This window comes from Micromonospora sp. CNZ299, from assembly GCF_002754415.1.
Genome location: NZ_PEFG01000001.1, coordinates 5,164,854 through 5,189,291, shown reverse-complemented (window position 1 = coordinate 5,189,291; position 24,438 = coordinate 5,164,854). Strand labels below are relative to the sequence as shown.

The 24,438-nt window shown below is 71.9% G+C and carries 28 protein-coding genes; 8 read left to right on the top strand and 20 right to left on the bottom strand.

Going from position 1 to position 24,438, the window contains the following annotated elements:
- Window positions 1-10: 10 nt before the first annotated feature.
- The 3 genes from CLT68_RS23705 to CLT68_RS23695 all read left to right on the top strand — a co-directional run bounded on the left by CLT68_RS23705 (window position 11) and on the right by CLT68_RS23695 (window position 1,557).
- Window positions 11-451 (top strand): hypothetical protein, encoded by a 441-nt coding sequence (locus tag CLT68_RS23705; protein ID WP_099854133.1) that lies wholly within the window; start codon window positions 11-13, stop codon window positions 449-451.
- Between the two features lie 80 nt (window positions 452-531).
- The gene (locus CLT68_RS23700) at window positions 532-1,104 is read left to right on the top strand and encodes a GNAT family N-acetyltransferase (protein WP_099854131.1); all 573 of its coding nucleotides are present in this window, start codon (window positions 532-534) and stop codon (window positions 1,102-1,104) included.
- 39 nt (window positions 1,105-1,143) lie between these two features.
- The gene (locus CLT68_RS23695; RefSeq protein ID WP_099854129.1) at window positions 1,144-1,557 is read left to right on the top strand and encodes a type II toxin-antitoxin system Phd/YefM family antitoxin; all 414 of its coding nucleotides are present in this window, start codon (window positions 1,144-1,146) and stop codon (window positions 1,555-1,557) included.
- Between the two features lie 68 nt (window positions 1,558-1,625).
- On the opposite strand, the gene CLT68_RS23690 is transcribed toward CLT68_RS23695, so the two are convergent.
- From CLT68_RS23690 to CLT68_RS23660, 7 genes are all read right to left on the bottom strand, one after another.
- Window positions 1,626-2,300, bottom strand: coding sequence for a uridylate kinase (locus tag CLT68_RS23690; protein ID WP_099857539.1), 675 nt, complete (start codon window positions 2,298-2,300; stop codon window positions 1,626-1,628).
- Between the two features lie 77 nt (window positions 2,301-2,377).
- On the bottom strand, window positions 2,378-2,956 hold the full coding sequence (locus CLT68_RS23685; protein WP_088948490.1) for a dihydrofolate reductase family protein: 579 nt from the start codon (window positions 2,954-2,956) through the stop codon (window positions 2,378-2,380).
- A gap of 153 nt (window positions 2,957-3,109) precedes the next feature.
- The gene (locus tag CLT68_RS23680; RefSeq protein WP_099854127.1) at window positions 3,110-4,177 is read right to left on the bottom strand and encodes an ABC transporter ATP-binding protein; all 1,068 of its coding nucleotides are present in this window, start codon (window positions 4,175-4,177) and stop codon (window positions 3,110-3,112) included.
- Window positions 4,174-4,989: an ABC transporter permease gene (locus tag CLT68_RS23675; protein ID WP_099854125.1), complete on the bottom strand. Its 816-nt coding sequence runs from the start codon at window positions 4,987-4,989 to the stop codon at window positions 4,174-4,176. The genes CLT68_RS23680 and CLT68_RS23675 overlap by 4 nt, the downstream gene beginning before the upstream one ends.
- Window positions 4,986-5,771: a molybdate ABC transporter substrate-binding protein gene (gene modA / locus CLT68_RS23670; protein WP_199177130.1), complete on the bottom strand. Its 786-nt coding sequence runs from the start codon at window positions 5,769-5,771 to the stop codon at window positions 4,986-4,988. The genes CLT68_RS23675 and modA overlap by 4 nt, the downstream gene beginning before the upstream one ends.
- Window positions 5,768-6,190, bottom strand: coding sequence for a TOBE domain-containing protein (locus CLT68_RS23665; protein ID WP_088948486.1), 423 nt, complete (start codon window positions 6,188-6,190; stop codon window positions 5,768-5,770). The genes modA and CLT68_RS23665 overlap by 4 nt, the downstream gene beginning before the upstream one ends.
- A 134-nt stretch (window positions 6,191-6,324) precedes the next feature.
- On the bottom strand, window positions 6,325-6,768 hold the full coding sequence (locus tag CLT68_RS23660) for a winged helix-turn-helix transcriptional regulator (RefSeq protein ID WP_099854121.1): 444 nt from the start codon (window positions 6,766-6,768) through the stop codon (window positions 6,325-6,327).
- Window positions 6,769-6,907: 139 nt separating this feature from the next.
- On the opposite strand from CLT68_RS23660, the gene CLT68_RS23655 reads away from it, so the two are divergent.
- Entirely contained in the window at window positions 6,908-7,774 is an 867-nt protein-coding gene (locus tag CLT68_RS23655) for an aldo/keto reductase family oxidoreductase (RefSeq protein WP_099854119.1), read from the top strand.
- A 48-nt stretch (window positions 7,775-7,822) separates the two neighbouring features.
- On the opposite strand, the gene CLT68_RS23650 is transcribed toward CLT68_RS23655, so the two are convergent.
- From CLT68_RS23650 to CLT68_RS23640, 3 genes are all read right to left on the bottom strand, one after another.
- Window positions 7,823-8,215 (bottom strand): SCO5389 family protein, encoded by a 393-nt coding sequence (locus tag CLT68_RS23650; RefSeq protein ID WP_099854117.1) that lies wholly within the window; start codon window positions 8,213-8,215, stop codon window positions 7,823-7,825.
- 127 nt (window positions 8,216-8,342) lie between these two features.
- Window positions 8,343-8,834: an SsrA-binding protein SmpB gene (gene smpB, locus CLT68_RS23645; protein ID WP_088948483.1), complete on the bottom strand. Its 492-nt coding sequence runs from the start codon at window positions 8,832-8,834 to the stop codon at window positions 8,343-8,345.
- 25 nt (window positions 8,835-8,859) lie between these two features.
- Window positions 8,860-11,115, bottom strand: a complete 2,256-nt coding sequence (locus CLT68_RS23640) for a hypothetical protein (RefSeq protein WP_099854115.1) — start codon at window positions 11,113-11,115, stop codon at window positions 8,860-8,862.
- A gap of 153 nt (window positions 11,116-11,268) precedes the next feature.
- Here CLT68_RS23640 and CLT68_RS23635 point away from each other — a divergent pair, with 153 nt between their 5' ends.
- From CLT68_RS23635 to CLT68_RS23625, 3 genes are all read left to right on the top strand, one after another.
- Entirely contained in the window at window positions 11,269-12,927 is a 1,659-nt protein-coding gene (locus tag CLT68_RS23635; RefSeq protein ID WP_099854113.1) for an NAD(P)/FAD-dependent oxidoreductase, read from the top strand.
- Between the two features lie 61 nt (window positions 12,928-12,988).
- Window positions 12,989-14,428, top strand: a complete 1,440-nt coding sequence (locus CLT68_RS23630) for an ATP-binding protein (protein WP_099854111.1) — start codon at window positions 12,989-12,991, stop codon at window positions 14,426-14,428.
- 162 nt (window positions 14,429-14,590) lie between these two features.
- The gene (locus tag CLT68_RS23625) at window positions 14,591-14,836 is read left to right on the top strand and encodes a hypothetical protein (RefSeq protein WP_099854109.1); all 246 of its coding nucleotides are present in this window, start codon (window positions 14,591-14,593) and stop codon (window positions 14,834-14,836) included.
- A 155-nt stretch (window positions 14,837-14,991) separates the two neighbouring features.
- Here CLT68_RS23625 and CLT68_RS23620 read toward each other — a convergent pair whose 3' ends face one another.
- From CLT68_RS23620 to CLT68_RS23585, 8 genes are all read right to left on the bottom strand, one after another.
- Complete coding sequence (locus CLT68_RS23620; protein ID WP_099854107.1) at window positions 14,992-15,801, bottom strand: SAM-dependent methyltransferase; 810 nt, start codon at window positions 15,799-15,801, stop codon at window positions 14,992-14,994.
- A 110-nt stretch (window positions 15,802-15,911) separates the two neighbouring features.
- Window positions 15,912-16,349: a Rossmann-fold NAD(P)-binding domain-containing protein gene (locus CLT68_RS23615; RefSeq protein ID WP_099854105.1), complete on the bottom strand. Its 438-nt coding sequence runs from the start codon at window positions 16,347-16,349 to the stop codon at window positions 15,912-15,914.
- 52 nt (window positions 16,350-16,401) lie between these two features.
- Entirely contained in the window at window positions 16,402-16,911 is a 510-nt protein-coding gene (locus CLT68_RS23610; protein WP_099854103.1) for an NUDIX domain-containing protein, read from the bottom strand.
- Between the two features lie 53 nt (window positions 16,912-16,964).
- Window positions 16,965-17,606, bottom strand: coding sequence for an SRPBCC family protein (locus CLT68_RS23605; RefSeq protein WP_099854101.1), 642 nt, complete (start codon window positions 17,604-17,606; stop codon window positions 16,965-16,967).
- Window positions 17,606-17,971 carry a metalloregulator ArsR/SmtB family transcription factor gene (locus CLT68_RS23600; protein ID WP_099854099.1) on the bottom strand — a complete coding sequence of 122 codons (366 nt, stop codon included), beginning with the start codon at window positions 17,969-17,971 and terminating at the stop codon, window positions 17,606-17,608. The genes CLT68_RS23605 and CLT68_RS23600 overlap by 1 nt, the downstream gene beginning before the upstream one ends.
- Before the next feature lie 28 nt (window positions 17,972-17,999).
- The gene (locus CLT68_RS23595; protein WP_099854097.1) at window positions 18,000-20,096 is read right to left on the bottom strand and encodes a xanthine dehydrogenase family protein molybdopterin-binding subunit; all 2,097 of its coding nucleotides are present in this window, start codon (window positions 20,094-20,096) and stop codon (window positions 18,000-18,002) included.
- On the bottom strand, window positions 20,093-21,076 hold the full coding sequence (locus tag CLT68_RS23590) for an FAD binding domain-containing protein (protein WP_099854095.1): 984 nt from the start codon (window positions 21,074-21,076) through the stop codon (window positions 20,093-20,095). Before CLT68_RS23590 ends, CLT68_RS23595 begins: the two co-directional genes overlap by 4 nt.
- On the bottom strand, window positions 21,073-21,624 hold the full coding sequence (locus CLT68_RS23585) for a 2Fe-2S iron-sulfur cluster-binding protein (RefSeq protein WP_486482288.1): 552 nt from the start codon (window positions 21,622-21,624) through the stop codon (window positions 21,073-21,075). Before CLT68_RS23585 ends, CLT68_RS23590 begins: the two co-directional genes overlap by 4 nt.
- 65 nt (window positions 21,625-21,689) lie before the next feature.
- Between CLT68_RS23585 and CLT68_RS23580 the strand changes: the two genes are divergently transcribed.
- Window positions 21,690-22,277 carry a nucleotidyltransferase family protein gene (locus CLT68_RS23580; RefSeq protein ID WP_099854093.1) on the top strand — a complete coding sequence of 196 codons (588 nt, stop codon included), beginning with the start codon at window positions 21,690-21,692 and terminating at the stop codon, window positions 22,275-22,277.
- Here the strand turns inward: CLT68_RS23580 and CLT68_RS23575 are convergent.
- Together CLT68_RS23575 and CLT68_RS23570 are read right to left on the bottom strand one after the other, a co-directional pair.
- Window positions 22,264-22,932, bottom strand: coding sequence for a TMEM175 family protein (locus CLT68_RS23575; RefSeq protein ID WP_099854091.1), 669 nt, complete (start codon window positions 22,930-22,932; stop codon window positions 22,264-22,266). The genes CLT68_RS23580 and CLT68_RS23575 overlap by 14 nt on opposite strands.
- A gap of 105 nt (window positions 22,933-23,037) precedes the next feature.
- Window positions 23,038-24,414, bottom strand: a complete 1,377-nt coding sequence (locus tag CLT68_RS23570) for a GH1 family beta-glucosidase (protein ID WP_099854089.1) — start codon at window positions 24,412-24,414, stop codon at window positions 23,038-23,040.
- Window positions 24,415-24,438: the final 24 nt, after the last annotated feature.

The following is a 24,438-nucleotide window of genomic DNA, read 5'->3' as shown; positions in this document are numbered from 1 at the left end:
GGATGAGCGGATGACCGAGCCACGGGTGCGCCTCGACGACCTGGGCGCCTGGCTGATCAAAGGCAACGCCGACCTGGTCGACCTCACCGCCCGGTTCGCCGCCGAGCCACTGGTGACGAGCTGGTGCGTACGCCCCGGCTATCGGGCGCGGCTCATGCGCGCCGGGCAGCCGGTGGTCTTCTGGGCCAGCGGCAGCCGTGCCCGACTGCCGTACGGGGTGTGGGGTGTCGGACGGGTCACCGGGGTGGCCGAGCCAGGCGCTGGGGGTCAGCCCTGGTCGGTGCCACTGGACCTGCCCATCCTCGCCGCCGGCGACCGGGTGCCCCGCACGGTGTTGCGCGCCGATGACCGACTCGCCGACCTGGAGGTGTTCCGTCAACCTCAGGCCGCCAACCCCTCCTACCTGACAGTGGCCCAGTTCGCCGCCCTGCGTACCCATCTGCCGGAGTGAGCGGCCCCGGCCCGCAGCCGGCCTGCGGCCCTGTGCGAGTCTGCTACCCGTCGTTGCCAGCGCACCTTCGGGGAGGCCCGGTGTTCGCCCTGCCGCTGACCGAGGAGGTCGAGCTGCGCCCGCTGGACCCTTGGCTTGCCGAGGAGTTCCTCGCCAATCTCGACCGGGCCCGGGAGCACATCCAGCCCTGGGTGTCGCCGACCTTCGTGGCCACCGACCTGGCGTCGGCCCGTGCCGTGTTACAGCGGTACGCCGACCGGTGGGCCAGCGACAGTGGCGGCATCTGGGGGCTGTGGTGGCGCGGCACGCTGGTCGGCGGGGTCATGCTCGTGTCGTTCGACGTGACCCGGGGTGTCTGCGAGGTCGGCTGCTGGGTGGAGCCGGCAGCCGAGGGAAAGGGCATGGTGGCGCCGGCGGTCCGCCGGATCGTCGACTGGGCGGTGCGCGAGCGCGGCATCCAGCGGGTGGAGTGGCGGACCAACGCCGACAACACCCGCAGCAAGGCACTCGCCCGTCGACTCGGCCTGCGCCTGGACGGCACGCTGCGCCAGGTCATCCCGGGCCCGCAGGGACGAATCGACCTCGAAGTCTGGTCGGTGCTGGCCGACGAGTGGCTGGCCGGAGCGAGCGGATCGCCGACCACCGTCCACTGACGACGCAAATCTGTCGTACCCGGGCGACACCATGCATCCATGGCCGTCCCCGCGCTCACCCCTCATCCCGACCCGCCGCGTTCCGTGCCGCTGCGTGAGGCGCGCACCCGGTTCAGCCAGCTCGTCGCGCTGGCCGAGCTGACCGACGCGGTCACCGTCGTCACCCGCGACGGCGATCCCCGCCCGGTCGCCGCGATCGTCCCCGCCTCGGCCGCCCGCAGCGCCGCGCAGGCCCGCGCCGACGCCGACCGGCTCGCCACGGTCACCGCCGGGTGGGCCCGGCGCCTCGACGAGCAGCACCGACGCAGCAGCCAGCGGCACGCCGCCGAGCTGAGTGCGGTCCGCGTGGCGCTGGCCGAGGTGTGGGCTGAGCTGGATCGCCGGGTCGTCCCGGGCAGCGACCCGGCGCTGGCCCGGCTGCGCGCCGCACACCATGATCTGCTCGCCGACTGACCGCCTCCGCGCCGCCCGGTTGGCGGCGGGCAGTTCGGCGTCTGTAGGCATCCGGACCCGGAGCACCGTCAGCGTGTCCGGGTCTCCCAGAGCGGCCGTAGGGGCTCGTCGTTGTGCACGATGATGTCGGCGTGATCGGTCGGACGGGCGGTGGCGAAATAGAGCTGCTGGGCGGGGATGTAACGCTCGCGCCAGCGCCGCTCGACGTCGACCTGTGACGACACCCGACCCTCCCGGATCACGGCACGTTCCACTGTCGATTCGAGCGCGGTCGACACGAAGACGCGCAGGTCCCACCGGTCGATCAGTTCCGGGCGCATGAGGAAGACGCCGTCGAAGAGCAGCACCGCGTCGGCTGCGGCAGTCGTGACCGGCGGGGCCAGCACAGCGTCTGTGGTGTGGTCGTAGACCGCGGGTTGGAAGCGTCGATCTCCGCTCGGCCCGAGCGGATCCAGCAGGACCCGGTTCAGCGCGCCGTGGTCGTGCGTGTCGAAGTAGCAGCCTTCGGCCGAGTACTCGCCACGCGGATAGCGCTGTGCCCGGGGAAAGAGGAAATCGTCGATCGTCGCCCGGATGACGTCGCGACCCTGTGCTCGCAGGACGACGGCCAGCTCGTCGGCGAAGGTGGTCTTGCCGGCCGCGGGCGGTCCGTCGACGGCCACCCGCGTCGGGTGTGCGACCGTCACGGACCCGACGGCCTCGGCCAGCCGGCCGAGCACCTCCTCGCGCGTGCCCTGCTCCATCACAGCGCTCCTCCCGTCGATCGCACCGCCCGGCAGCTGCGCGACAGGGCCGGCGGCGCGATCGCCCTCGACCTGGATCACCGCTTGACGTCGTAGACCAGCTTGAGGATCCCGTTCGGGTAGCTCTCCGATTCCCGCAGCGTCAGCATGTGCTTGTCCCGGTCGGCCCGGCCGAACAGGCTCTTGCCGGCACCGAGCAGCACGGGGAAGACGAGCAGGTTGTACTGGTCGATCAGGCCCGCGTCGGACAGCCGCCGAGCCAGCTCCGCGCTCCCGTGGATGAAGATCGCGCCGCCTTCGCCCTCCTTGAGCGCGGCGACGTCCTCCGTCGAGCGCAGGATCGTGGTCGGCCCCCAACCGTCGACGATGGCGTCGTCGGACAGCGAGGTCGACACGACGTACTTGGGCAGTTCCTTGTAGTCGGCGTGGTCCTCGGAGCCGGGCCAGACCGCCGCGAACGCCTCGTAGCTGCGACGGCCGAACATCAACGCCGTCGTGTCCGCGAGCTCCTCGCCCTTCAGCGACCAGGCTTCCGGGACGAACTCGAGGTCCTTGAACACCCACCCACCGCTGCGGTGCTCCTCTGACGGCCCGCCGCCGGGCGAGTCCACGACGCCGTCCAGCGACATGAAACCGGTGTAGACCAGGTTGCGCATTGTGCTGTCTCCTCATGCTCGGGTGAGCTGCCGGGTCCAGGCTAGATGGCGACTGCGGTGGCCGTCCTGGACGAAACGACAGCGGGCCCACCACCGTCGCGGCTGGCTCCTCGTCCGTGTCCTCATGAGCCGGGCGGGCTGGTGGCCCGGCGGTCAGCCGGTGGCCGGGTAGGCGTGCGTCTCGGCCGCCTTGACCGCCACCCAGACCCGCTGACCGGGAATCAGTCGCAGCTGGGCGGCGGCGGCCGGCGTGACGTCGGCGGCCACCCCGATCGGCCCGTCCAGCTGCACCCGGAGGTTGTCGCCGTGCCGCTGGACGCCGGCCACCGTCCCCGCCCAGGTGTTGCGTGGGCTGCCCTCCGGTCTGGACGGGTGCAGGGCCACCGCCGCCGGACGGAACGCTACGAAGGCCTCGCCGTCCAACCGGTCGGCGACGGTGAGGGTCAGGTCCGGCGCGACGCGTACCCCGTGCCCTTCGGCCCTGCCCCGGTACAGGTTGAGCCCGACCAGCTGGGCGACGTAGTCGGTGCGCGGGCGGGCGGTGACGCTCGGCCCGTCACCCTCCTGCACCACGCGACCACCCTCGACGATGACGAGTCGGTCGGCCAGCGCGAGGGCGTCCAGCGGGTCGTGGGTGACCAGCACCGTCGCGCCCGGGTGCGCGGACAGGTGGCGGTGCAGCTCCGCGCGGGTGTCCAGTCGGGTGCGGGCGTCCAGCGCGGCGAGTGGCTCGTCCAGCAGCAGCAGCGATGGCGCGACGGCCAACGCGCGAGCCAATGCCACCCGCTGCGCCTGACCACCGGAGAGCTGTCTGGGGCGGCGGTGCGCCTGGGCGTCCAGCCCCACCCGGTCGAGCCAGTGCCGGGCCGTGGCCCGGGCGGTCTTCCGGTCGACGCCGTGCCGGCGAGGCCCGAAGGCCACGTTGTCCAGTGCGCTGAGATGCGGAAACAGCAGGTAGTCCTGGAAGACCACACCGATCGGCCGGCGCTCGGTGGGGACCCAGCCGCGCGTCGCCGGGCGGTCCAGGTCAATGGCATCGAGGGTGACGTGACCGGCGGTGAGCGGATGCAGCCCCGCCAGCGCGCGCAGCGCGGTGGTCTTGCCTGCGCCGTTCGGGCCGAGCAAGGCAACCACCTCGCCGGGCGCGACCCGCAGCGGCACGTCGAGCCGGAAGGCGCCCCGGTCGACGACGAGCCGGGCGTCCAGCAGTGCACCGCTCATGCGCTGCTCATCCACCGGTCGCGCAACGCCACCAGGATGCCCACCGACACGACGAGCAGCACCAGGCTGAGCACGATCGCGGACTCCAGGTCGGTCTCCAACGCCAGGTAGACGGCGAGCGGCATGGTCTGCGTACGGCCGGGATAGTTGCCGGCGAAGGTGATTGTGGCGCCGAACTCGCCGAGAGCCCGGGCCCAGCAGAGCACCGCGCCGGCGGCCAACCCGGGCGCCACCAGGGGCAGCGTGACATGGGTGAAGGTGGTCCATCGGCTCGCGCCCAGCGTCGCGGCGGCCTCCTCGAAACGGTGGTCGGCGGCGCGCAGCGCACCCTCCACGGCGATGACCAGGAACGGCATGGCCACGAACGACTCGGCCAACACGACACCCGCTGTGGTGAACGGCAGGGTGATGCCGAACGTGGCGTCGAGCCAGCCGCCGAGCAGCCCACGCCGACCGAAGACCAGCAACAGCGCCACCCCACCGACCACCGGTGGCAGCACCAGCGGCACGGTGACCAGCGCGCGCACCAGTCGACGGCCGGGGAACTCGACCCGGGCCAGCACCCAGGCGAGGGGCACCCCGAGCAGCAGGCAGAGCACGGTGGCCAGGGTCGCGGTCTGCACGGACAGCCGCAGAGCGGTCAGCGCGCCCGGCTCGGTGAGCCGCTGCGGCAGCGTGGTCCACGGCGCCCGGATCACCAGCCCGGCCAACGGCAGGACGAGGAAGAGCAGCCCCAACCCGGCGGGGATCAGCAGCGCGATCGGCACCCGCCCCCGCCGTCGGGGCGCGGCGTGCTCAAGGAGCTGGCTCATGGCGCCTGGAAACCGGCCTCGGCGAGGACCGCCTGCGCCGGCGCCGAGCGGACGTACGCGACGAAGGCCCTCGCGCCGGCCGGGTTCGGCGCGTCCTTCAGCGCGACGATCGGGTAGTCGTTGACCGCCCGCGCCGACTCGGGAAACTCCACCCCGGTCACGTCGGCGCTCGCCGCTCGCGCGTCGGTGCGGTAGACCAGGGCCGCGTCGACCTCACCGAGCTTCACCTTGGCGAGCGCACCCTTGACGTCCTGCTCCAGGGTGACCGGCGTCAGCGCGACGCCGGCCGTGTCCAGGGCAGTGCGGGCCGCCGCACCGCAGGGCACCTGGTTGGCGCAGAGCGCCACCTTCACGCCGGGCCTGCTCAGGTCGGCCAGCCCGGTCACGCCTCCCGGGTTGCCCCGGGGCACCGCGATGACCAACTGGTTGCGGGCGAAGGTGGTCGGCGCGCCGTCGGCGTTGCCCGCCTCGGTGACCGTGGCCATGTTCGCCGGGGCGGCGGAGGCGAACACGTCCGCCGGCGCACCCTGGTTGATCTGGTTGGCCAGGGCTGAGCTGCCCGCGACGTTGAGGGTCACGGTGCTGCCGGGGTTGGCGGCCTCGAAGTCCTTGCCGATCCGGCGGAACGATTCGGTCAGCGAGGCGGCCGCGAACACCGTCACCGCGCCGGTGCCCCGGCCGTCCGCGGCGCCGCCGGAGGCCCGGTCGTCGCCCGCGCCGCAGCCGGCGACGGTCAACGCCATGACCACGACCATCGCCGTACGCGTCGCCCGCGCGCTCATCCGCCCGACCTTCCCCTGCTCGGGGCGGGTGCGGCCCGCTCCACCACCACCGTGGTCGACTTGATCACCGCGACGGCCATCGAGCCGACCCGCAGATCGAGCTCGTCGACCGCCTCCCGGCTCATCAGCGACACGACGCGGAACGGGCCGGCCTGGATGTCGACCTGGGCCATCACCGTGTCCTTGCGGACGTCGACGACGATGCCGCGCAGCCGGTTGCGGGCCGAGGAGAACTCGGCGCCCGCGTCCGGGTCGGCGGCCTGGGCGCGGGCGAACGCGGCCAGGTCGACCCCGTCGATCACCCGGTGGCCGTGCTCGTCGCGCCCGGCCGTCAGCCGCCCGGCATCGACCCAGCGGCGAATGGTGTCGCTGCTGACGCCGAGCAGGTCGGCCGCCTCACCGATCCGGAACATCGTCATCGGCTCACCCTAGCTGCCGCATCTGCGAGCACGAAAGGCCGGACCGTGCTGTGTCTGCGTACTCCTGAGGGCTTCTCCGGCCGTAGGTGCGCGACCCGGTGTTGCGTGGTTCCGTCGTGGGGAGACGGAGCGGCTCAGGCGACCTGGTTGTCGTACGTCGCGCGGTTGGCGAGCACGTCGCCCATGTGCGTCTCGGCCCAGTCCTTGAGGCCGCGTATCACCTCGTGCAGGGAGACACCGAGGTCGGTCAGCTCGTAGGTGACGGTGACGGGCACGGTCGGCACCACGGTGCGGGTGATCAGACCGTCTCGTTCCAGGGAGCGCAGCGTCTGGGTCAGCATCTTCTGACTGACCCCGGCCAGGAGGCGCGACAGCTCCGAGTACCGCATCGGCCGCGGCTCGCCGGCGCAGTCGGCGCCGAACTGGTGCGAACCGTCGCTGCGGAGCGCGGCCAGAACCAACGTGACCCACTTGTCCGCGATGCGGTCGAGCAGCTTGCGGCTCGGACACTGCGCCAGGAAGGCGTCATATTCCGCCTTGGCCTGATCCCTCTTCCGCGCCGCCGTCGTCGTTGCCATCGGACCGTTCCTCCCGCCGCTGGGGGCGTTACGCACCTTTAGGTGCCTACTTCCCATGGTGAAGTTACACCCCGATAGTGGAGCAGGTAGACGATGCACCAGCACCGCTCGGTGCGACATGAAAGCCAGAGGTACGAACATGGTCTCCACCTCCCTTCCCGGCGGCACCTGGACGCTGGGAGACCTGCCGGTCACCCGGTTCGGCTACGGCGCCATGCAGCTGGCCGGCCCCTGGGTCATGGGACCGCCGGCCGACCACGGCGGCGCACTCGCCGTCCTTCGCGCGGCCGTCGAGTTGGGCATCACCCACATCGACACCTCCGAGGCCTACGGGCCGCATATCACCAACCAGCTGATCCGGGAAGCGCTGCACCCGTACCCCGATTCGCTGCACATCGTGACCAAGGTCGGCGCGAACCGCGACCAGCAGGGCGGCTGGCCACCGGCCCGTGACCCGGCGAGCCTGCGCCGGTCCGTGCACGAGAACCTCGGGACCCTCGGTCTCGATGTGCTCGACCTTGTCAACCTCCGGCTCGGCGATGCCGCGGGCCCGCAGCCCGGTTCGGTCGCCGAGGCGTTCGAGACACTCGTCGACCTTCAGCGGCAGGGCCTGATCCGGCACCTCGGAGTGAGCAACGCGACGCCGGAACAGGTCGCCGAGGCGCAGGCCATCGCGCCGATCGTGTGCGTGCAGAACATGTACAACCTCGCGCACCGCCAGGACGACGAGCTGATCGACGCGCTCGCCGAGCAGGGCATCGCCTATGTGCCGTTCTTTCCGCTCGGCGGCTTCAGCCCCCTGCAGTCCTCGGTGCTCTCGACCGTGGCCGCTCGGCTGGAGGCGGCACCGATGTCGGTCGCCCTGGCCTGGCTGCTGCGGCGTTCGCCGAACATCCTGCTGATCCCGGGCACCTCGTCCACGACGCACCTGCGCGAGAACATCGCGGGCGCCGCACTGCCCCTCTCCGACGACGACCTCGCCGAGCTGGACAAGATCGGCCGCTAGCGAGAAGGGTGGACCCGCCGGCGTTTCCGACGGGTCCACCCGGTGTCGTCAGCAGTTGCGCAGCTCCGGCGACTGGTTGAGCAGTTGGCCACGGGTCGACACGAAGCGGCGGTAGCGCTCCCCGTCGACGGCCGACGGGCGGAACGCGGCGACGCGGTGGCAGTTCTGGAACGCCAGGCGTACGCCGAAGTGCCGTTCCAGGCCGGCGCGGATCGCGTCGCTGGCCAGGGCCCGGAGCAGTTGTCCTCGGTCGACGTCGGTGGGCGGCGGGACGACGTTGTCGGCCAGGTCGTCGTCGCCGGCCTCCAGTTCGGCGACCACCCGGCTCACTGTGGCCCAGGCGTACGGGAGTGAGTCACGGACGCAGGCGATGAAGGCCTCGTCGTCGATCGGGCCTCGTTCGGCGGCGTCGAGCAGGGCGGGTGAAACGGTGAGCGACATGGTTCTCCTCCGCATCAGCTAACGATTACCGTTTTCATTAACGGCGTCGACTGAGCAGACCACGTCATCGCAGGGGACGTCAACGACCCGCCGGCGTGCCGCGCGAAAGAACTACGATCGAAGGAGGTCAGGGACGGCGGGGATGGCCCTTGAGGTGCCGGCCCAGCTCGCGGGCGATCTCGCGGTTGGCGTCGCGCTCGGCCAGCGTCTGCCGCTTGTCGTAGGAGCGCTTGCCCTTGGCGAGGGCCAGCTCGACCTTGGCGTAGCCGTTCTCGAAGTACATCGACAGCGGGACCATGGTCACCCCACCCTCGCGGACCTTGTCCAGGATCCGGTCGATCTCGGCCCGGTGCAGCAGCAGCTTGCGGTTGCGGCGGGGAGCGTGGTTGGTCCACGTGCCGTAGGTGTACTCGGCGATGTGCAGGCCGTACAGCACGATCTCACCGTCGCGTTCGTGCGCGAACGCGTCCACCAGCGAAGCCCGCCCCTCGCGCAGCGACTTCACCTCGGTCCCGACCAGCACGATCCCCGCCTCGTACGTCCGCAGCACCGTGTACTCGTGCCGGGCCTTCTTGTTCGAGGCGATCAACCGGCGTTCGGGCTGCTTGGAGGGGCTCACCCCGCGACGATATCCGGCCGCTGCCTCAGCCGGGCCGGCCGGCTCCGCCGGTCGCCTGCCGCCCCGGGAGCAGTCGCCCGGTCAGCTCCCGCACCGACTCGGCGAATTCATCCTGCGACTCACACGGCCAGTGCCCCAGGATCGGTGGGGGAACGCTGTCGCTGGGCGCCGGCACCACATCCTCCGGGTCGACCAACCGGCGATCCACCATCGCCGCCGGCCCGGTCAGCGTCTCCGCCTCCCCGGGCCGGTGCGAGGCGAAGATCCACCCGCCGATCGGGTCGGTGTCGCGCCACAGGTTGATCCAGCGCCAGCCGACCCGCTCGCCGATCTCCCGCAGCGCCGGCTCGTCGGCGTACGCCGGGAACAGCCGCGAGTACAACCGACCCAGTGGCGACCCGTAGGTCAGCAGGGCGACCCGGTCGGTGATCCGGGTGGGCAGTTGCAGCACGGTGGCGGCGAGCAGCACCGAGCCGTGGCTGTGCCCGGCCAGCAGCACGCCGTGACCCTGTTCCACCAGGTAGGAGATCCGCTTGGCCAACTCCGGCACGGCCCGCTCGGCATAGCAGGGCGGCGCGAACGGGTGTGCCGCCCGGGGCCAGAACGTGCCCAGGTCCCAGAGCACACCCACGTAGCGACGGAACCCGGCCGTGCGGTAGGCGAAGAGGCCGCCGATCACCAGGCCGAGCAGGATCGCGGCGATCGCGTAGCTGCCCGACCCGATCAGGAAGTTGACCATGCCCTCGGGCACCCCGACGTAGCGCTGCGCCAGCTCGCCCGGCATGAGCTGGAGCAGGCCGAGAACGCTGGTGGACAGGCCGAGCGCCGCCAGCCCGGCGTACACCACGGAGAGCGGTTCCAGCCGCTCGGTGAACCGGGCCCGGGCTATCGCCCGCTCGACCCGACGCAGCCGGTCCGCCGCCGACGCGGGCGCGTGCGGAAAGTCGGCGGCCACGATCGCCTGGGCGGCCCGCCGCCGCCCGCGCCTGGTCAGCCTGGTGACCAGAGCCGCCACCAGCAGGGCGGTCACCACCGCCATGAAAAACCCGAAGATCGCCCACTTGTATGGCAGGGGAGGGCTGGTCTCCAGGCCGTCCGCGGTCGTCCCCTCGCGATCAAGCAGGTCCGCCACCCGGTAGACCAGCTCGGCGGAGAACGCCACGGCGAGTCCGGCCGCGATCGTGACAAAGACCGGCGCTCCCAACGCACGCAGCGGCGCCCCGCGCTGCCCGCCGCCCCGCCGCCAGATCACCAGCGCGGCGAGGGCGGTCACCAGCATCATCTGGCTGACGAACAGCCAGGCCACCATCGCGCCGTAACCCGGCAGCGCGCGGCCCTGCGGCCACGGGGCCGGACTGATGACGACGTGCACGATCACCAGCATCGTCAGACCGCAGGCGATCGTGCGCAGCCCGCGGAAGAAGGCGTCCACTCGGGGCGCCGGGTCGGTCCGGTCGATGCTCCGCACCACGGTGAGCAGGACCAGGCAGGTCAGCAGCACCGCCCCGGTGGCCGCCAACAGGATCACCATCACCCACGAGCGGTGCTGGCTGGCACGGGCGGCCAGCAGGCTTCCGTCGAGGGTGGCGAACGCCGCCGCGACGTGGACCGAGCGCAGCCGACCCACCAGTGGCTCGCCGTCCCACTGGCCGACCGCGCTCAACTGGTGCTTCGAGGTCGGGGTCGACGGGGTCCGGAACGCGTCGAACGAGTGGCCCGGGCGGGCGCCGAGCCACCAGACCAACCCGATGGCGGCGACCGGCACCAACGCCAGCACACCCAGGCGCAGCCCGGTCGGCCGTCCGCCGAGCCAGGACAGCCAGCTCCGCCCGGCCAGGCACGACGGGGTGTCCATGCAGCGCCAGGCGACCAGGTCCAACGCCACCCCGACGATGGAGAGCACGTAGAGCATGGTGAGGGTGAGGGCGAGTACCCGGCACAGCGCCATGAAGCCGAGCTTCGAAGCGGTGTTCGCCGGGCGCATCCAGAGCGCCACGTTGCAGAGCATGAACGGCAACAGGAACACCAACGACAGCGTCCGCACGGCCGTGCCGGACGGCAGGTCGCTCCAGCGGTACGCCTCCAGCGTCACCCCGTCCGTCCCCGTCGAGTCCGGATAGCCGGGGCGCGGTCGGTAGAACCCTCCGCTGCGGTCCCCGGCGACCTGGTGCACGTACGGCCGGTTCAGCACCTGGTCCGCCCCCGCGCCGGAGACGCCGTGCACCCGCAGCTCCACGATCGCGCCCGACATCGTCGGTCCGGTCGGTGTCGCGTCCGCCATGGGCCCCCCGAGGTGTGCACGGCAACCGGGCGGGTCGCCGGTGTTTCGGGCGCCCGTGCGGCTCACCGGCTTACCCGGTCCCGGGCCGGTCAACCGTGCGGTGGAGCTCACGCCCTGGTGCGGTCGACCCGTGCCAGGTGGTTTCATGGCGCCATGGCGAACCCGGTGATCCTGACCGTCGACGACGACCCCGTGGTGTCCCGGGCGGTGGCCCGGGACGTCCGGCGCCGCTACGGCGACCGCTACCGGGTGCTGCGGGCCTCCTCCGGGCCGGAGGCGCTGGACGCGCTGCGAGAGGTCAAACTGCGCGGCGAACAGGTGGCGCTGCTGCTGGCCGACCACCGGATGCCGGAGATGACCGGGGTGGAGTTCCTCGAGGCGGCGATGGACATCTTCCCGGCCGCCCGCCGGGTGCTGCTCACCGCGTACGCGGACACCGACGCCGCGATCGAGGCCATCAACGTGGTCGACCTGGACCACTACCTGCTCAAGCCGTGGCATCCGCCGGAGGAGAAGCTGTACCCGGTGGTGGACGGGCTGTTGGAGGCGTGGGCGGTCACCCCGGACGCGGCCAGCGCCGAGATCCGGGTCGTCGGGCACCGCTGGTCGGCGCCGTCGTTCAAGGTCCGCGACTTCCTCGCCCGCAACCTGGTGCCGTACCGCTGGCTGCTGTCGGACGACCCGGAGGGCGTCCGCCTGCTCGACGCGGCCGGCGCCACCGAGGCGGACGTACCGCTGGTGGTGACCCCCGAGGGCAAGGCGCTGATCGCCCCCAATGAGACCGAGCTGGCCGCGCTGGCCGGGTTGACAGTGGTGCCGGCGTGCGACTTCTACGACCTGGTGGTGATCGGCGGTGGTCCGGCCGGCCTCGGCTCGGCGGTGTACGGCGCGTCGGAGGGGCTGCGGACCGTGCTCGTCGAGCGGCGGGCCACCGGTGGTCAGGCCGGGCAGAGCAGCCGGATCGAGAACTACCTGGGCTTCCCGGACGGCGTCTCCGGCGCGCAGTTGACCGACCGGGCCCGGCGGCAGGCGGTGAAGTTCGGCGCCGAGCTGCTCAGTGCCCGGGAGGTCGTCGGTCTCAGTGAGGCCGGGGGCGCCCGGCTGCTGCGCTTCGGCGACGGCACCGAGATCGCGGCGCACACCGTGGTGCTGGCCACCGGCGTGTCGTACCGGGTGCTCGACGCCCCCGGGCTGGCCGACTTCACCGGCCGGGGGGTGTTCTACGGTGCCGCTGCCACCGAGGCGCCGAGCTGCGTCGAGCAGGAGGTCTACATCGTCGGCGGGGCCAACTCCGCCGGGCAGGCGGCGGTGCACTTCTCCCGGTACGCGTCGAAGGTGCACCTGCTGATCCGCGGCGCGGACCTGACCGCCTCGATGTCGCGTTACCTGATCGACCAGTTGGAACGGATCGACCGGATCACCGTGCACCCGCACACCGCCGTGGTCGGCGGGTCCGGGGAGGACCACCTGGAACGGCTCACCCTCTGCGACACGCGGACCGGGGAGTCCCGTTCGGTCGACACGTCCTGGCTGTTCATCTTCATCGGTGCGGAGCCGCGCACCGACTGGCTGGACGGGGTGCTGGTCCGCGACCCGCGCGGCTTCATCGTCACCGGCCCGGATCTGCTCGCCGGCGGACGACGGCCGGCGGGCTGGTCGCTGTCGCGCGACCCGTACCACCTGGAGACCAGCGTGCCGGGGGTGTTCGCCGCCGGTGACGTGCGCGCCGAGTCGGTCAAGCGGGTCGCCTCGGCCGTCGGCGAGGGTGCGATGGCAGTCTCGCTCGTGCACCGCTACCTGGAGGCCCAGTGAGCGCGAGGAGTGAGCCGGTTTTGCGAGCCCCGCAGTCGCGAACGAAGGAGGCCCAGTGACCATGGAGTCTGATCGGCTGACACCCGCGCAGCTGCGTACCCTGTTCCTGTTCGAGGCCCTGGACGACGGGCAGCTCGACTGGTTGGCCGAGCGCGGCCGGGTCGAGCAGCGCGCCGGCGGCACCCTCGTGTACGCCGAGGGCGAGCCCGCGACCTGCTTTTTCGTGTTGGTGCGCGGCGCGGTGGCGCTGAGTCGGCAGGTTCGTGGTGACGACGTCGAGGTCAGCCGCACCGACCAGCGCGGCGTGTACGGCGGGGCTGTCCAGGCGTACCTCGGTGACCAGGTCGACCAGGTCTACCGCAACAGCCTGCGGGCGGTGACCGACGCGGACTTCTTCGTGTTGCCGGCGGAGGATTTCGCGCACGCCCTGCGGTCCTGGTTCCCGATGCCGATGCACCTGTTGGAGGGGTTGTTCTTCGGTATGCGGGACTCCCAGACCATCGTCGGTGAACGGGAGCGGCTGCTGGCCCTCGGTTCGCTCTCGGCGGGTCTGACCCACGAGCTGAACAACCCGGCGGCGGCGGCGGTGCGGGCCACCTCGGTGCTGCGCGACCGGGTCGCCGGGATGCGGCACAAGCTCGCGATGATCGCCGACGGGCGGCTCGATGGCAGGGCCCTGCACGGTCTCGTCGCGTTGCAGGAGGAGGCGGTCGCCCGCGTTGCCACCGCGCCGAAGTTGACCCCGATGGCCACGGCCGACGCCGAGGACACCCTGACCGACTGGCTGGAGGAGCACGGCGTCGGCGGCGCCTGGGACCTGGCGCCGATCCTGGTCGGGGGCGGGCTCGACACGGCCTGGCTGACGGAGGTGAAGGCTGCGGTCGGATCCGCCGACCTGGAGGCGGCGGTGCGGTGGCTCACCTACGCAGTGGACACCGAGCTGCTGATGCGCGAGATCGGGGACTCGGTCACCCGGATCTCCGGCCTCGTCGGCGCCGCCAAGCAGTATTCGCAGCTGGACCGCGCGCCGCACCGGGTGGTGGACGTGCACGACCTGCTCGACGCCACGCTGGTGATGTTCAAGGGGAAGATTCCCGCCGGGGTCAAGCTGGTCCGCGAGTACGACCGCGGCATCCCGCCCATCCCGGCGTACGCGGCCGAGCTGAATCAGGTGTGGACCAACCTGATCGACAACGCGTTGGGCGCGATGGGGGAGAAGGGCGTGCTGACCGTCCACACCGGACGTGCCGGTGACTCGCTGGCGGTGGAGGTCACCGACACCGGCCCGGGTATCCCACCCGAGGTGCGTCCGCGCATCTTCGAGCCGTTCTTCACCACCAAGCCGGTCGGCGCGGGCACCGGCCTGGGGCTGGACATCTCGTACCGGATCGTGGTGCACAAGCACCACGGCGACATTCGGGTGGAGACCGAGCCCGGACGAACCACGTTCCGGGTCCTGCTGCCGATCACCGAGGTGCCGGGCGACGCGCAGGCTACCTAGAGGCGCGTCGGGGAACTGGTCATGGCCGACGCCAGCAACTAACCTTCAAGCGACCCGCCGAACGTCGTACGGGGTGAAGACCGGACGTCAGCGGCAGCCGTCCACGGTCGGCCGCTCCGCAGATGCTGGCCTGGCCACGGTTGAATTCAAGGAGCGCCACTCGTGAAACCGCCGACGTGTTTCGCCTGCGGGTCGTGGGAGAGCGCCGAGAACGCGGAACTGGTGTACTTCGCGCTGAGCCCAGCCGAGGAGGCTGCCGCGGACCGACGTAGCGCGAGCGGCTGGGTCGGTCACCCTGACAACGCCGTCTGGTTCTGCCTGGAGCACGTCCAACTTGGCCGGGACCGTGTGTCGCTGCACTGGCGGGACGCCATGGCCGAGATCAGCGCCCTGACGCGGGGTCTCTGACGCCGACACCGGGCACCACGGTGCCGCTTCGATCCTCGTGCGGTTCACGTACATACCGGTGGCCCGCAGTTCGCGTGATGTGGATTTCGAAGTCCCCCGACACCTCAGGCATTGGCGAAGTCTATGCCGTGCCGACCGGCCAGGCAGTTCCCGCGTCAGAGCACGCGGGCGACCCCGCAGTAGCCGTCCACCTTGGCCGGGGGCCCGCTGGCAGTCCGCCAGTGCCCCAGCGGCACGACACCCGGCTCGACCAGGTCGAGGCCGTCGAAGAACGCCGTGAAGTCCGCGACCTCACGCAGGTGGTACGGCAGAGCACCGCTTTCGTTGTACTGCCGATGCGACTCGATGACCCGCTCGCTGGTAGCCGTACCGTCGGACATCGCCAGGAAGCTGCCCGGCGGTAGGGACGAGACCAGAGCGTCGACGATGGCCCGCGCCTCGGCCGGCTTCTCGACGTGACCCATGACGCCCAGCAGCATCAGCGCGATCGGCGCACCGAAGTCCAGTGTGTCCCGAGCGCTCTGGACGATCTTCTCCGGGTCGCGCAGGTCGGCGTCGACGTACTGGGTGGCACCCTCCTGGCTGCTGGTCAGCAGCACCCGGGCGTGCGCGAGAACCATCGGGTCGTTGTCGACGTAGACGACGCGTGCCTGCGGTGTGATCCGTTGGGCGACCTGGTGGGTGTTGTCGGCCGTGGGCAGGCCGGTACCGACGTCGAGGAACTGACGGATCCCCGCCTCCGCGGCGAGATAGGTTACGGCTCGTCCGAGAAACGCGCGCGAATACCGTGCCGCCTCGACGATTTCCGGGAAGACCGCCCGTACCTGTTGGCCGACCTCGCGATCCGGGGCGAAGTTGTCCTTACCGCCGAGCCAGTAGTTCCACACCCGTGCCGAGTGCGGCACCGTCGTGTCCAGCTTGGCGGCCGAACCTCCCACGGGCTGCTCAGCGTGGTCCTGCGACATGTCCGTCTCCCCTTACCAGCCATGCGATGTCGAGGCCGTAGCCTAGCGGTGCGACGGCGCTCGCTGATACTGCGGATCGACGTAACCCTTGATGGCGGCAACGGCCACGGTCAGAGGTCGTCGGGCCACCAGAATGGATCGAGGCTCTTGCCGTGGCCGTGTGGGCAGGTGCCGTATCCGGTGCTGGAGACGTTCCAGTGGCGGTGGCAGTACGGTGCGTCGCAGGGGCCGCAGAAGCCAGCGTCATCGTAGAAGCCGGCAGTCGTCACGGCGGCGAACCGGTACGGCTCGGTGAAGGCGGCGGCGATCCGCGTCGCTCTCGCCAGATCGACCGGGTCGCCGGTGCCATTGCCGGCCTCGATGCCGGAGAAGATCAGCCACCACTGCTGGTCGCCATGACGCTGTCGGGCGGCGTCGAACACGTCGCGTTCCTGCGGTGAGCGGTCGGCCCAGTCGGCGGGCTTGGCACCGGGGGCGACGAGTTCGACGTGTGTCGCGGGTCGGCCGCACACCGCGCAGGGCGGGTGGGCTGCGAACGCCTGCACCATGTCCTCATCATCCCCCACGAACGTGTCGGACGACCTGCGCAGCGTCGGTGACTCAGGGGGTGCCGGTCAGGAACTCGGCCAGGACCCGCGTGTGGGTGGAGAACGCCAGCTCGACCGGGTCGGTGAGCACCAGCCACTCGGTCGCCTCCTCGGTCGGCGTCGACGGTGGCAGATCCTCGGCCGCTCGCTCGGGCAGCACCCCGAAAATCATCATCGTGCCGCCCGCCGGGGCGCCGTGCACCGCGAACAGTCGCGCGTCCTCGGCCGCGGCGACCAGGCCGGTTTCCTCCCGCAGCTCACGGACGAGGGCGTCGGACCACTCCTCGCCGTACTCGATGAAGCCGCCGGGCAGCGCGAGCAGGCCGCGGGCCGGCTCGATGTCCCTGCGGACGACCACCACGCCCAGGCTCTCGGCCGTGCGGACCGGCAGCACCGCGACCGCCACGGGCAGGGGATTGCGCCAGACGGTCTCGCCGCAGGCCGCGCAGACCCGCGGCCATCCGGCGGCCGGCGGGTAGGCGGCGCCGCAGTAGGAGCAGTGCGAGTACGGCGTGCCGGTCATCCGCAGCACGTTACCCCGGTCGCCGCTGAAGCTGCCGCGCCGCCCGCCCGCGCTCAGGCCTGCGGGGCGCCGGTGTAGAAGGCGGTGGTGCGCTCGGCGGCGGCCTTCGCCTCGTCGGCGTCGGTGCCGGCGGCGATGCTCGCCTCGCACCACAGCTGGCTGCTCAACTCAATGGCCCGCCGTCCCTCGGCGGAGGCGGTCCACTCAGCGCCCTGCTCCGGTGTGATCCCGCTGCCGTCGCCGGCCAGGTGCGAGGCGAGACCGAGCAGCCCGAGGTCCCAGCCGACACCGACCGCGCCCGGCCCGAACTGGGCCCACCGGTCCTGGTCGACGTGCGCGATGTGGTCCAGCTCGAAGCGGGTCCGCTCGTCGCCGACCGGGGTGAGGCGGACCTCGATCCAGCTCACCTCGCCGCCCATCTCCCAGGTGGCGGTGAAGCGGCGCGGCGGCTCGCAGCTCTCGACGGTGCCGCCGGCGTTGCCCTGGAGCTGGTACGTGCCGCCCAGCCGCAGGTCACCGGTGATCGGCAGGAACCAGCGCGGGATGCGCTCGGCGCTGGTGCAGGCGTCCCACAGGTCCTCGGCGGTCGCCTGGTAGGTCTGGCTGATCGTGGTCACCCGAGCCTCACCGGCCTCCAGGGTGCGGCTGCCGACCTTCCGCTGCACGGCGTTGATCTGCTCGGTCGCGTCGAACATCAGGTGTTCCTCTCGTCGGGTGGGTCGGCGGGCCCACGCAGCCGACGCTCGCGTCGGCCCCGGGCCAGCTCGGTGGCGAGTGCCGCCAGGGGTGGGGTCCAGAACCGGCGGAAGTGCTCCAGCCAGCCGTCGACCTCGCGCAGCGGGCGCGGGTCGACCGCGTACAAACGCCGGGTGCCCTCCGGCCGCACGGTGGCGAAGCCGTTGTCCCGTAACACCTTGAGGTGCTGGGACACGGCAGGTTGGGAGATGCCGAACTCTTCGCGGATGACCGCGCTGACCGCGCCGGCGGTCTGCTCGCCGTCGGCGAGCAGCTCCAGGATGCGGCGCCGGACCGGATCGCCCAGCACGTCGAAGGCGTGCACGACGACCTTTATATCACCACCGGCTTATTTAAGCCAAGGCTGATGATCCTACGAGTTTGTCCAACCGGATCGGCAGGTCCCGGACCCGTACGCCGGTGGCGTGGTGCACCGCGTTGGCGATCGCCGCCGCCGCCCCGACGATGCCGATCTCGCCGATGCCCTTCACGCCGGCCGGGTTCAGTTCGTCGTCGTGCTCGTCGAGCCAGTACGCCTCGATGGACTCCACGTCCGCGCAGCCGGTGATGTGATACGTGGCCAGGTCGTGGTTGACCCAGTCGCCGTACCGCTCGTCGAGCAGTCCTTCCTCATGCAGGGCCATCGACAGCCCCATCGTCATGCCGCCGATGAGTTGGCTGCGCGCCGTCGTCGGGTTCACCACCCGGCCGGCCGCGAACACGCCGAGCATCCGGTTCAGCCGTACCTCGCCGGTGTCCGCGTCCACCCTCACCTCGGCGAACTGCGCCCCGTACGCGTACCGGGGGAGCGCCGGCTGCCCGCCCACCTCGTCGGTGGTGTCGGCATCGGCGGACACCTCGTCCGTCGGTACGCCGCCCGGGGTGTCCCGCAGCTTGTCGCGCAGCGCCTGACCGGCCCGGATCACCGCCCAGCTCCAACTGGCGGTGCCCATCGAGCCCCCGGCCACCGGCGCGGCCGGCAGGGCGGTGTCGCCGATCTGGATCTCCACCCGCTCCGGAGGCACCCCGAGCGCGTCGGCGGCCACCTGCCAGATCGCCGTCCGGGCGCCGGTGCCGATGTCGGTGGCGTTGATCTGGACCAGGAAGCTCCCGTCGGGCCGGGCGGTGGCCCTGGCCGACGACGGCCTGGCCCGGGCCGGGTAACTCGACCCGGCCATCCCCGTGCCGATCAGCCAGCGACCGTCGCGCCGGGCGCGGGGCGTCGGGTCCCGGTCCGTCCAGCCGAACCGCTGCGCACCCTCGCGCAGGCAGGCCACCAGGTTGCGGCTGGTGAATGGCCGCCCCTGGTCGGGGTCGACCTCCGTGTCGTTGCGGATGCGCAGCTCCACCGGGTCGATGCCGACGGCGATGGCCAGCTCGTCCATCGCCGACTCCAGGGCGTACGCGCCGGGGCACTCACCGGGGGCGCGCATCCAGAACGGCGTGGGCACGTCGAGGCGGACCAGCCGGTGGGTGGTGCGGCGGTGGGGTGCGGCGTACATGCTGCGGGTGTAGACGGCCGTCTGCTCGGCGAACTCGCGGATGGTCGACGTCTGGCTGATCGCGTCGTGGCAGATGGCGGTGAGTCGCCCGTCGGCGTCGGCGGCGAGGCGGACCCGCTGGATGGTGGGGGTGCGGTAGCCGACCGGCCCGAAGAGCTGTTGGCGGGTCAGCGCCAGTTTGACCGGTCGGTCCACGTGCCGGGCCGCGAGGGCGGTCAGCACCACAGCGGCCTTGGCGTACCCCTTGCTGCCGAAACCGCCACCGACGTGTTCGGTGACGACCCGCACCGACTCCGGGGACACCTCGAACAGCTCGGCGAGGGTGCCCCGCACCGACGACGCGCCCTGGTTGGAGTCGTGCACCAGCAGCCGTCCGTCGCGCCACTGCGCCGTCGTGGCGTGCGGCTCCATCGGGTTGTTGTGGTACGCCGGGGTGCGGTACGTGGCGTCCACCCGCACCGGGGCTGCCGCGTACCCGGCGTCGAAGTCACCCTCGGCGGTGTCCGTCGGATAGCTGGGGTTGACGTGGTCCGGCTGGTACAGGCCGGGGTGGTCGTCGGTGAGCACCGTGCTGTGCGGGGCGGCGTCGTAGTCGATCCGGACCAGCCGGGCGCCCTCGCGGGCCGCCTCCAGGCTGGTGGCGACCACCACGGCGACGTACTGCCCCCGGTAGTGCACCGCCGGATCCTGCAACAGCCACAGCTCCGGCTCGGGGCCGGCCGCGAGGCGGGGCGCGTTGCCGTGGTGCAGGACCGCCAGCACGCCCGGGGAGGCGAGCGCCTCCGATGTGTCGACCCGGGTGATCCGGCCCCGTACCACCGCCGACGGCACCGCCCAGCCGTAGGTGATCCCGTCCACCGGGTACTCCACGGCGTAGCGGGCCGTGCCGGTGACCTTCTCGCGGCCCTCCAGCCGGGGGTACGCGTGGCCGACCGCGTCGGTGCTCACGACGACGCCAGCTCGCTGAGCGCCCGCACCGTGATGGCCCGGGTCAGCGGCACCTTGAAACCGTTGTGCCGCAACGGGCGGGCCTCGGCCAGCTCCGCATCGGCGGCCCGGGCGGCCAGCTCGGGGCTGAACGGTCGGCCCCGCAGCTCCTCCTCGGCCCGGTACGCCCGCCACGGTCGATGGGCCACCGCCCCGTACGCCAGCCGGACGTCGCGGACCACGTCGCCGTCGAGGTCCAGCACCGCGGCCACAGAGCCGGCGGCGAAGGCGAACGATGCCCGGTCGCGCACCTTGAGGTACGTCGAGCGGCGCGCGGCCGGCAGCGGTGGCAACCGGACGGCGGTGATCAGCGTGCCCCGGGCCAGGGTGGTCTCCCGTTCCGGGTGGGTGCCGGGGGAGCGGTACAGGGCGGTGAGCGGGACGTCGCGCGGCCCGTCGGCCTCGTGCACCTCCACCACCGTGTCGAGTGCGGCCAGCGCCACGGCCAGGTCGGACGGGTGAGTGGCCACGCACTGCTCGGACCAGTCCAGCACCGCCAGGTCGCGGTTCTGACCGTGCAGGGCGGCGCAACCGCTGCCCGGTTCACGTTTGTTGCACGCCTTGCCGGTGTCCTGGAAGTAGACGCAGCGGGTGCGCTGCAACAGGTTGCCGCCGGTGGTGGCCATGTTGCGCAGCTGTCCGGAGGCGGCGGCGAGCAGGGCGCGGGCCAGCACCGGGTAGTTCTGGCGGACCACCGGGTGGGCCGCGAGGTCGCTGTTGCGGACGGTCGCGCCGATCCGCAGCCCGCCGTCGGGCAACTCCTCGACGGTGTCCAGCGGGAGCCGGGTCACGTCGACCAGCACGTCGGGGCGTTGCACCCCGAGTTTCATCAGGTCCACCAGGTTCGTGCCGCCGCCCAGGTACGCGGCCTGCGGCTCGGCCGCCAGCACGGCGACCGCCTCCGCCACGTCGGCGGGCCGGTGGTAACGGAACGCCCTCACGAGGACGCCGCCGTCTCGCGCACGGCCGCGACGATGTGCGGGTACGCGGCACAGCGGCACAGGTTGCCGGCCATCCGTTCCCGGATCTCCGCGTCGGTCAGCTCGGCCGTTGCGCTCAGGTCGTCGGTGACGGCGCTGGGCCAGCCTCGGGCGACCTCGTCGAGCATGCCGCGGGCGGAGCAGAGCTGCCCGGGTGTGCAGTAGCCGCACTGGAACGCGTCGTGGGCGATGAACGCGGCCTGCAACGGGGACAGCTCGTCGGGCCCGGCCAGCCCCTCGACGCTGATCACCGAGCGGCCGTCCAGTGTGACCGCGAAGACCAGACAGCTCTTCACCCGGCGACCGTCCAGCAGCACCGTGCAGGAGCCGCACTGGCCGTGGTCGCAGCCCTTCTTCGCCCCGGTCAGGTCGAGGTGCTCGCGCAGCGCGTCCAGCAGCGTGGTGCGGTTGTCCAGCATCATCTCGCGGGACGAGCCGTTGACCTCGAACGTCACCCGGGACGAGTGCCGCTCGTCGGTCGTCGTCGCGTTCTCGGGTCCGCCCTGCACCGGCCCAGACTAGCTTTGTCGGTACATCTGAGGGCGAATAACGCAAAGCAGTTCGTACGGGGGTGATGCCGGTGACCGCAGGGCTGCTGCTGGCCGCCGGCGCGGGGCGGCGGTACGGCCGTCCGAAGGCGCTGGTCCAGCTGGACGGGGTGCCGCTGGTGCGGCGCGGGATCACGCTGCTCCGCGACGGCGGTTGCACACCCGTGCACGTGGTGCTCGGCGCCGGCGCCGACGACGTGCCCGATCTGCCCGGCGCGGTGCCGGTCCGACACGACGGCTGGGCCGAAGGGCTGGGATCGTCGCTGCGCAGGGGCCTGGCCTCCCTGCCGGCCGACGTACCGGCCGCGGTCGTGGTCCTCGTCGACCAGCCGCTGCTCAGCCCGGCCGCGGTCCGCCGGGTGCGGGCCGCGTACGCCGGCGGTGCGCTCGTCGCGGTCGCCACCTACGCCGGTCGGCCGGGGCACCCGGTGCTCCTGACTCGGGAGACCTGGCCGCTGCTGGACCGGTACGCAGTCGGCGACCGGGGTGCCCGCGACCTGCTGCGTGACCGGCCGGACCTGGTGGTCGAGGTGCCCTGCGACGACGTCGGCGCACCGCTCGACGTGGACACCCCGGCCGACCTGCTGCGGCTGCGCGCCCTCACCGACGGGTGAGCCAGCGGGGCAACCCCTCGCTGGTCACCGCGTGATAGGTGATCATGACGATGACGCCGATCAGGCCCAGCAGCGGGTTGACGAACCAGCCGAGCAGACCACTGAGCCCGTAGAGCACCAGGCCGGTGACCGGTCGCAGCCGCTGCGTGCGCACGTACTCGGGACTGACCCCACGCCTCAGCAGCGCCGGGTGCCGGTGCAGGTAGCCGAAGAACACCAGCCAGGGAGCCGACATCAGCGCGGCGGACAGCGCGTACAGGGCAACGGCCGCGCGTTGGTCGTCGGTGTCGCCGTGGGTGAACGCCGACGCCAGCACCGCGGTGGGGAACGGAATGATCACCGCGCCGAAGAGCACGCCGAGGTTGATCCAGCTCAGCGTGAGCGTGGTGCCGCGGATCAACCGCAGCAGCGCGTGGTGGTTGAGCCAGAGCACCCCGACGTAGACGAAGGACACCACGAAGGCCAGGTAGGAGGCACCCTCGCCGAGAAGGCCGGTCAGCAACTCGCCCTCGTGGTATTCCGGCACCCGCAACTCGATGACCAGCAGGGTGATGACGATGGCGAAGACGCCGTCGCTGAACGCCGTCATCCGGTCGATGCCGGACACTCGCGCTCCGGCGTCGGGCCGCTCGGCCTCGTCGGGTGCTGCGGACATTGCCGCAGGCTAGCCACCGGGTGTGGGGGCCGGTGGCGGTTTCGTCCGATCGGAACGGGAACGGCCGCCCGGGTTACCCCGGGCGGCCGACCGCACCGCCCCCGATCAGGCCACCGGTGCGGCCGTCCCGGTCGTGCGGGCGAGACGCTGGTGCGCGCGGATCAGCTCGGCGTAACGCAGACCGCTCGCCTTCACCGTCCGGGTCTGGGTCGGGTAGTCGACGTGCACCAACCCGAAGCGCTTGTCATAGCCGTACGCCCACTCGAAGTTGTCCAGCAGCGACCAGACGAAGTAGCCGTCCAGGGGCACACCCCGGGCCACCGCCGACGCGCACGCCGCCAGGTGCTGCTCCAGGTGGTCGGTGCGCTCCTTGTCCTCCACCCTGCCGTCCGCGGTGACCTCGTCCGGCCAGGCCGAACCGCTCTCGGTGACGATGATCCGACCGGGCTGGTACTCCTCGTGCACGTCGACCAGCAGCCGCTCCAGCCCCGCCGGGTACATCTCCCAGCCCATCGCGGTCTCCACCGAGCCGGGCACCGGCACCTGCCGGGCGTACGGTGCCGCGCCGGTCGGGTCGTCGACCACCAGTTGACGGAAGTAGTAGTTCACCCCGAGGAAGTCGGTGGGCGTGGCGATCACCGCGAGGTCGTCGCCGCGTACCGGTGGCTCGACGCCGTAGGTGGCGATCATGTCGGCGGGGTAGCCCCGTCCGTGGATCGGGTCCAGCCACCACCGGTTGACGTGCCCGTCCGCCCGGCGGGCAGCCGCGACATCCTCGGGTCGGTCGGTGGCCGCCTCGATCGGGCTGAGGTTGAGCACCAGGCCCACCGAGGCCGGCCGGGCGGCGTTGGCGCGGATCGCCTGAGTGGCCAGCCCGTGCCCGAGCAGCACGTGGTGCGAGGCGTGCACCGCGCGGGTGAGGTCCCGCTCGCCGGGGGCCATCCGCCCCTCCAGGTGCCCGATCCAGCACACGCAGAGCGGCTCGTTGACCGTGTTCCAGTCACCGACCCGGTCGCCGAGCCGGGCGGCCACCACCGCCGCGTAGTCGGCGAACGCCTCGGCGGTGGACCGCTCCGGCCAACCGCCCCGGTCCTGCAACGCCTGCGGCAGATCCCAGTGGTAGAGGGTGACGAACGGTCGGATCCCGTCGGCGAGCAGCGTGTCGACGAGCCGGTCGTAGAAGTCCAGCCCGGCGGGGTTGACCCGCCCGACACCGTCGGGCATCACCCGGGGCCAGGCCACCGAGAAACGGTACGCGTCCACGCCGAGCCGGCGCAGCAACGCGAAGTCCTCGGGCCACCGGTGGTAGTGGTCGCAGGCCACCGCGCCGGTGTCGCCGTTGTCGACGTTGCCGGGGGTCGCCGAAAAGGTGTCCCAGATGGACGGTGCCCGGCCGTCGACGTCGACGGCCCCCTCGATCTGGTACGCCGCCGTGGCGACGCCCCAGAGGAAGTCGGGTGGCAGCTTGGACAGGTCGGGCACGGGACGGATCTCCTCTGGGTTTGG

What these genes read in the sequence shown, in the direction of transcription:
- CLT68_RS23680 (WP_099854127.1), bottom strand. Translation starts at nt 4,177, where the DNA reads ATGAGCGGTGCACTGCTGGACGCCCGGCTCGTCGTCGACCGGGGCGCC.
- CLT68_RS23695 (WP_099854129.1), top strand. Translation starts at nt 1,144, where the DNA reads ATGGCCGTCCCCGCGCTCACCCCTCATCCCGACCCGCCGCGTTCCGTG.
- CLT68_RS23610 (WP_099854103.1), bottom strand. Translation starts at nt 16,911, where the DNA reads ATGACCGGCACGCCGTACTCGCACTGCTCCTACTGCGGCGCCGCCTAC.
- CLT68_RS23620 (WP_099854107.1), bottom strand. Translation starts at nt 15,801, where the DNA reads ATGTCGCAGGACCACGCTGAGCAGCCCGTGGGAGGTTCGGCCGCCAAG.
- CLT68_RS23580 (WP_099854093.1), top strand. Translation starts at nt 21,690, where the DNA reads ATGCCGGTGACCGCAGGGCTGCTGCTGGCCGCCGGCGCGGGGCGGCGG.
- CLT68_RS23660 (WP_099854121.1), bottom strand. Translation starts at nt 6,768, where the DNA reads ATGGCAACGACGACGGCGGCGCGGAAGAGGGATCAGGCCAAGGCGGAA.
- CLT68_RS23705 (WP_099854133.1), top strand. Translation starts at nt 11, where the DNA reads ATGACCGAGCCACGGGTGCGCCTCGACGACCTGGGCGCCTGGCTGATC.
- CLT68_RS23650 (WP_099854117.1), bottom strand. Translation starts at nt 8,215, where the DNA reads ATGTCGCTCACCGTTTCACCCGCCCTGCTCGACGCCGCCGAACGAGGC.
- CLT68_RS23640 (WP_099854115.1), bottom strand. Translation starts at nt 11,115, where the DNA reads ATGGCGGACGCGACACCGACCGGACCGACGATGTCGGGCGCGATCGTG.
- CLT68_RS23605 (WP_099854101.1), bottom strand. Translation starts at nt 17,606, where the DNA reads ATGTTCGACGCGACCGAGCAGATCAACGCCGTGCAGCGGAAGGTCGGC.
- CLT68_RS23675 (WP_099854125.1), bottom strand. Translation starts at nt 4,989, where the DNA reads ATGAGCCAGCTCCTTGAGCACGCCGCGCCCCGACGGCGGGGGCGGGTG.
- CLT68_RS23685 (WP_088948490.1), bottom strand. Translation starts at nt 2,956, where the DNA reads ATGCGCAACCTGGTCTACACCGGTTTCATGTCGCTGGACGGCGTCGTG.
- CLT68_RS23630 (WP_099854111.1), top strand. Translation starts at nt 12,989, where the DNA reads ATGGAGTCTGATCGGCTGACACCCGCGCAGCTGCGTACCCTGTTCCTG.
- CLT68_RS23615 (WP_099854105.1), bottom strand. Translation starts at nt 16,349, where the DNA reads ATGGTGCAGGCGTTCGCAGCCCACCCGCCCTGCGCGGTGTGCGGCCGA.
- modA (WP_199177130.1), bottom strand. Translation starts at nt 5,771, where the DNA reads ATGAGCGCGCGGGCGACGCGTACGGCGATGGTCGTGGTCATGGCGTTG.
- CLT68_RS23665 (WP_088948486.1), bottom strand. Translation starts at nt 6,190, where the DNA reads ATGACGATGTTCCGGATCGGTGAGGCGGCCGACCTGCTCGGCGTCAGC.
- CLT68_RS23690 (WP_099857539.1), bottom strand. Translation starts at nt 2,300, where the DNA reads ATGGAGCAGGGCACGCGCGAGGAGGTGCTCGGCCGGCTGGCCGAGGCC.
- CLT68_RS23635 (WP_099854113.1), top strand. Translation starts at nt 11,269, where the DNA reads ATGGCGAACCCGGTGATCCTGACCGTCGACGACGACCCCGTGGTGTCC.
- CLT68_RS23655 (WP_099854119.1), top strand. Translation starts at nt 6,908, where the DNA reads ATGGTCTCCACCTCCCTTCCCGGCGGCACCTGGACGCTGGGAGACCTG.
- CLT68_RS23575 (WP_099854091.1), bottom strand. Translation starts at nt 22,932, where the DNA reads ATGTCCGCAGCACCCGACGAGGCCGAGCGGCCCGACGCCGGAGCGCGA.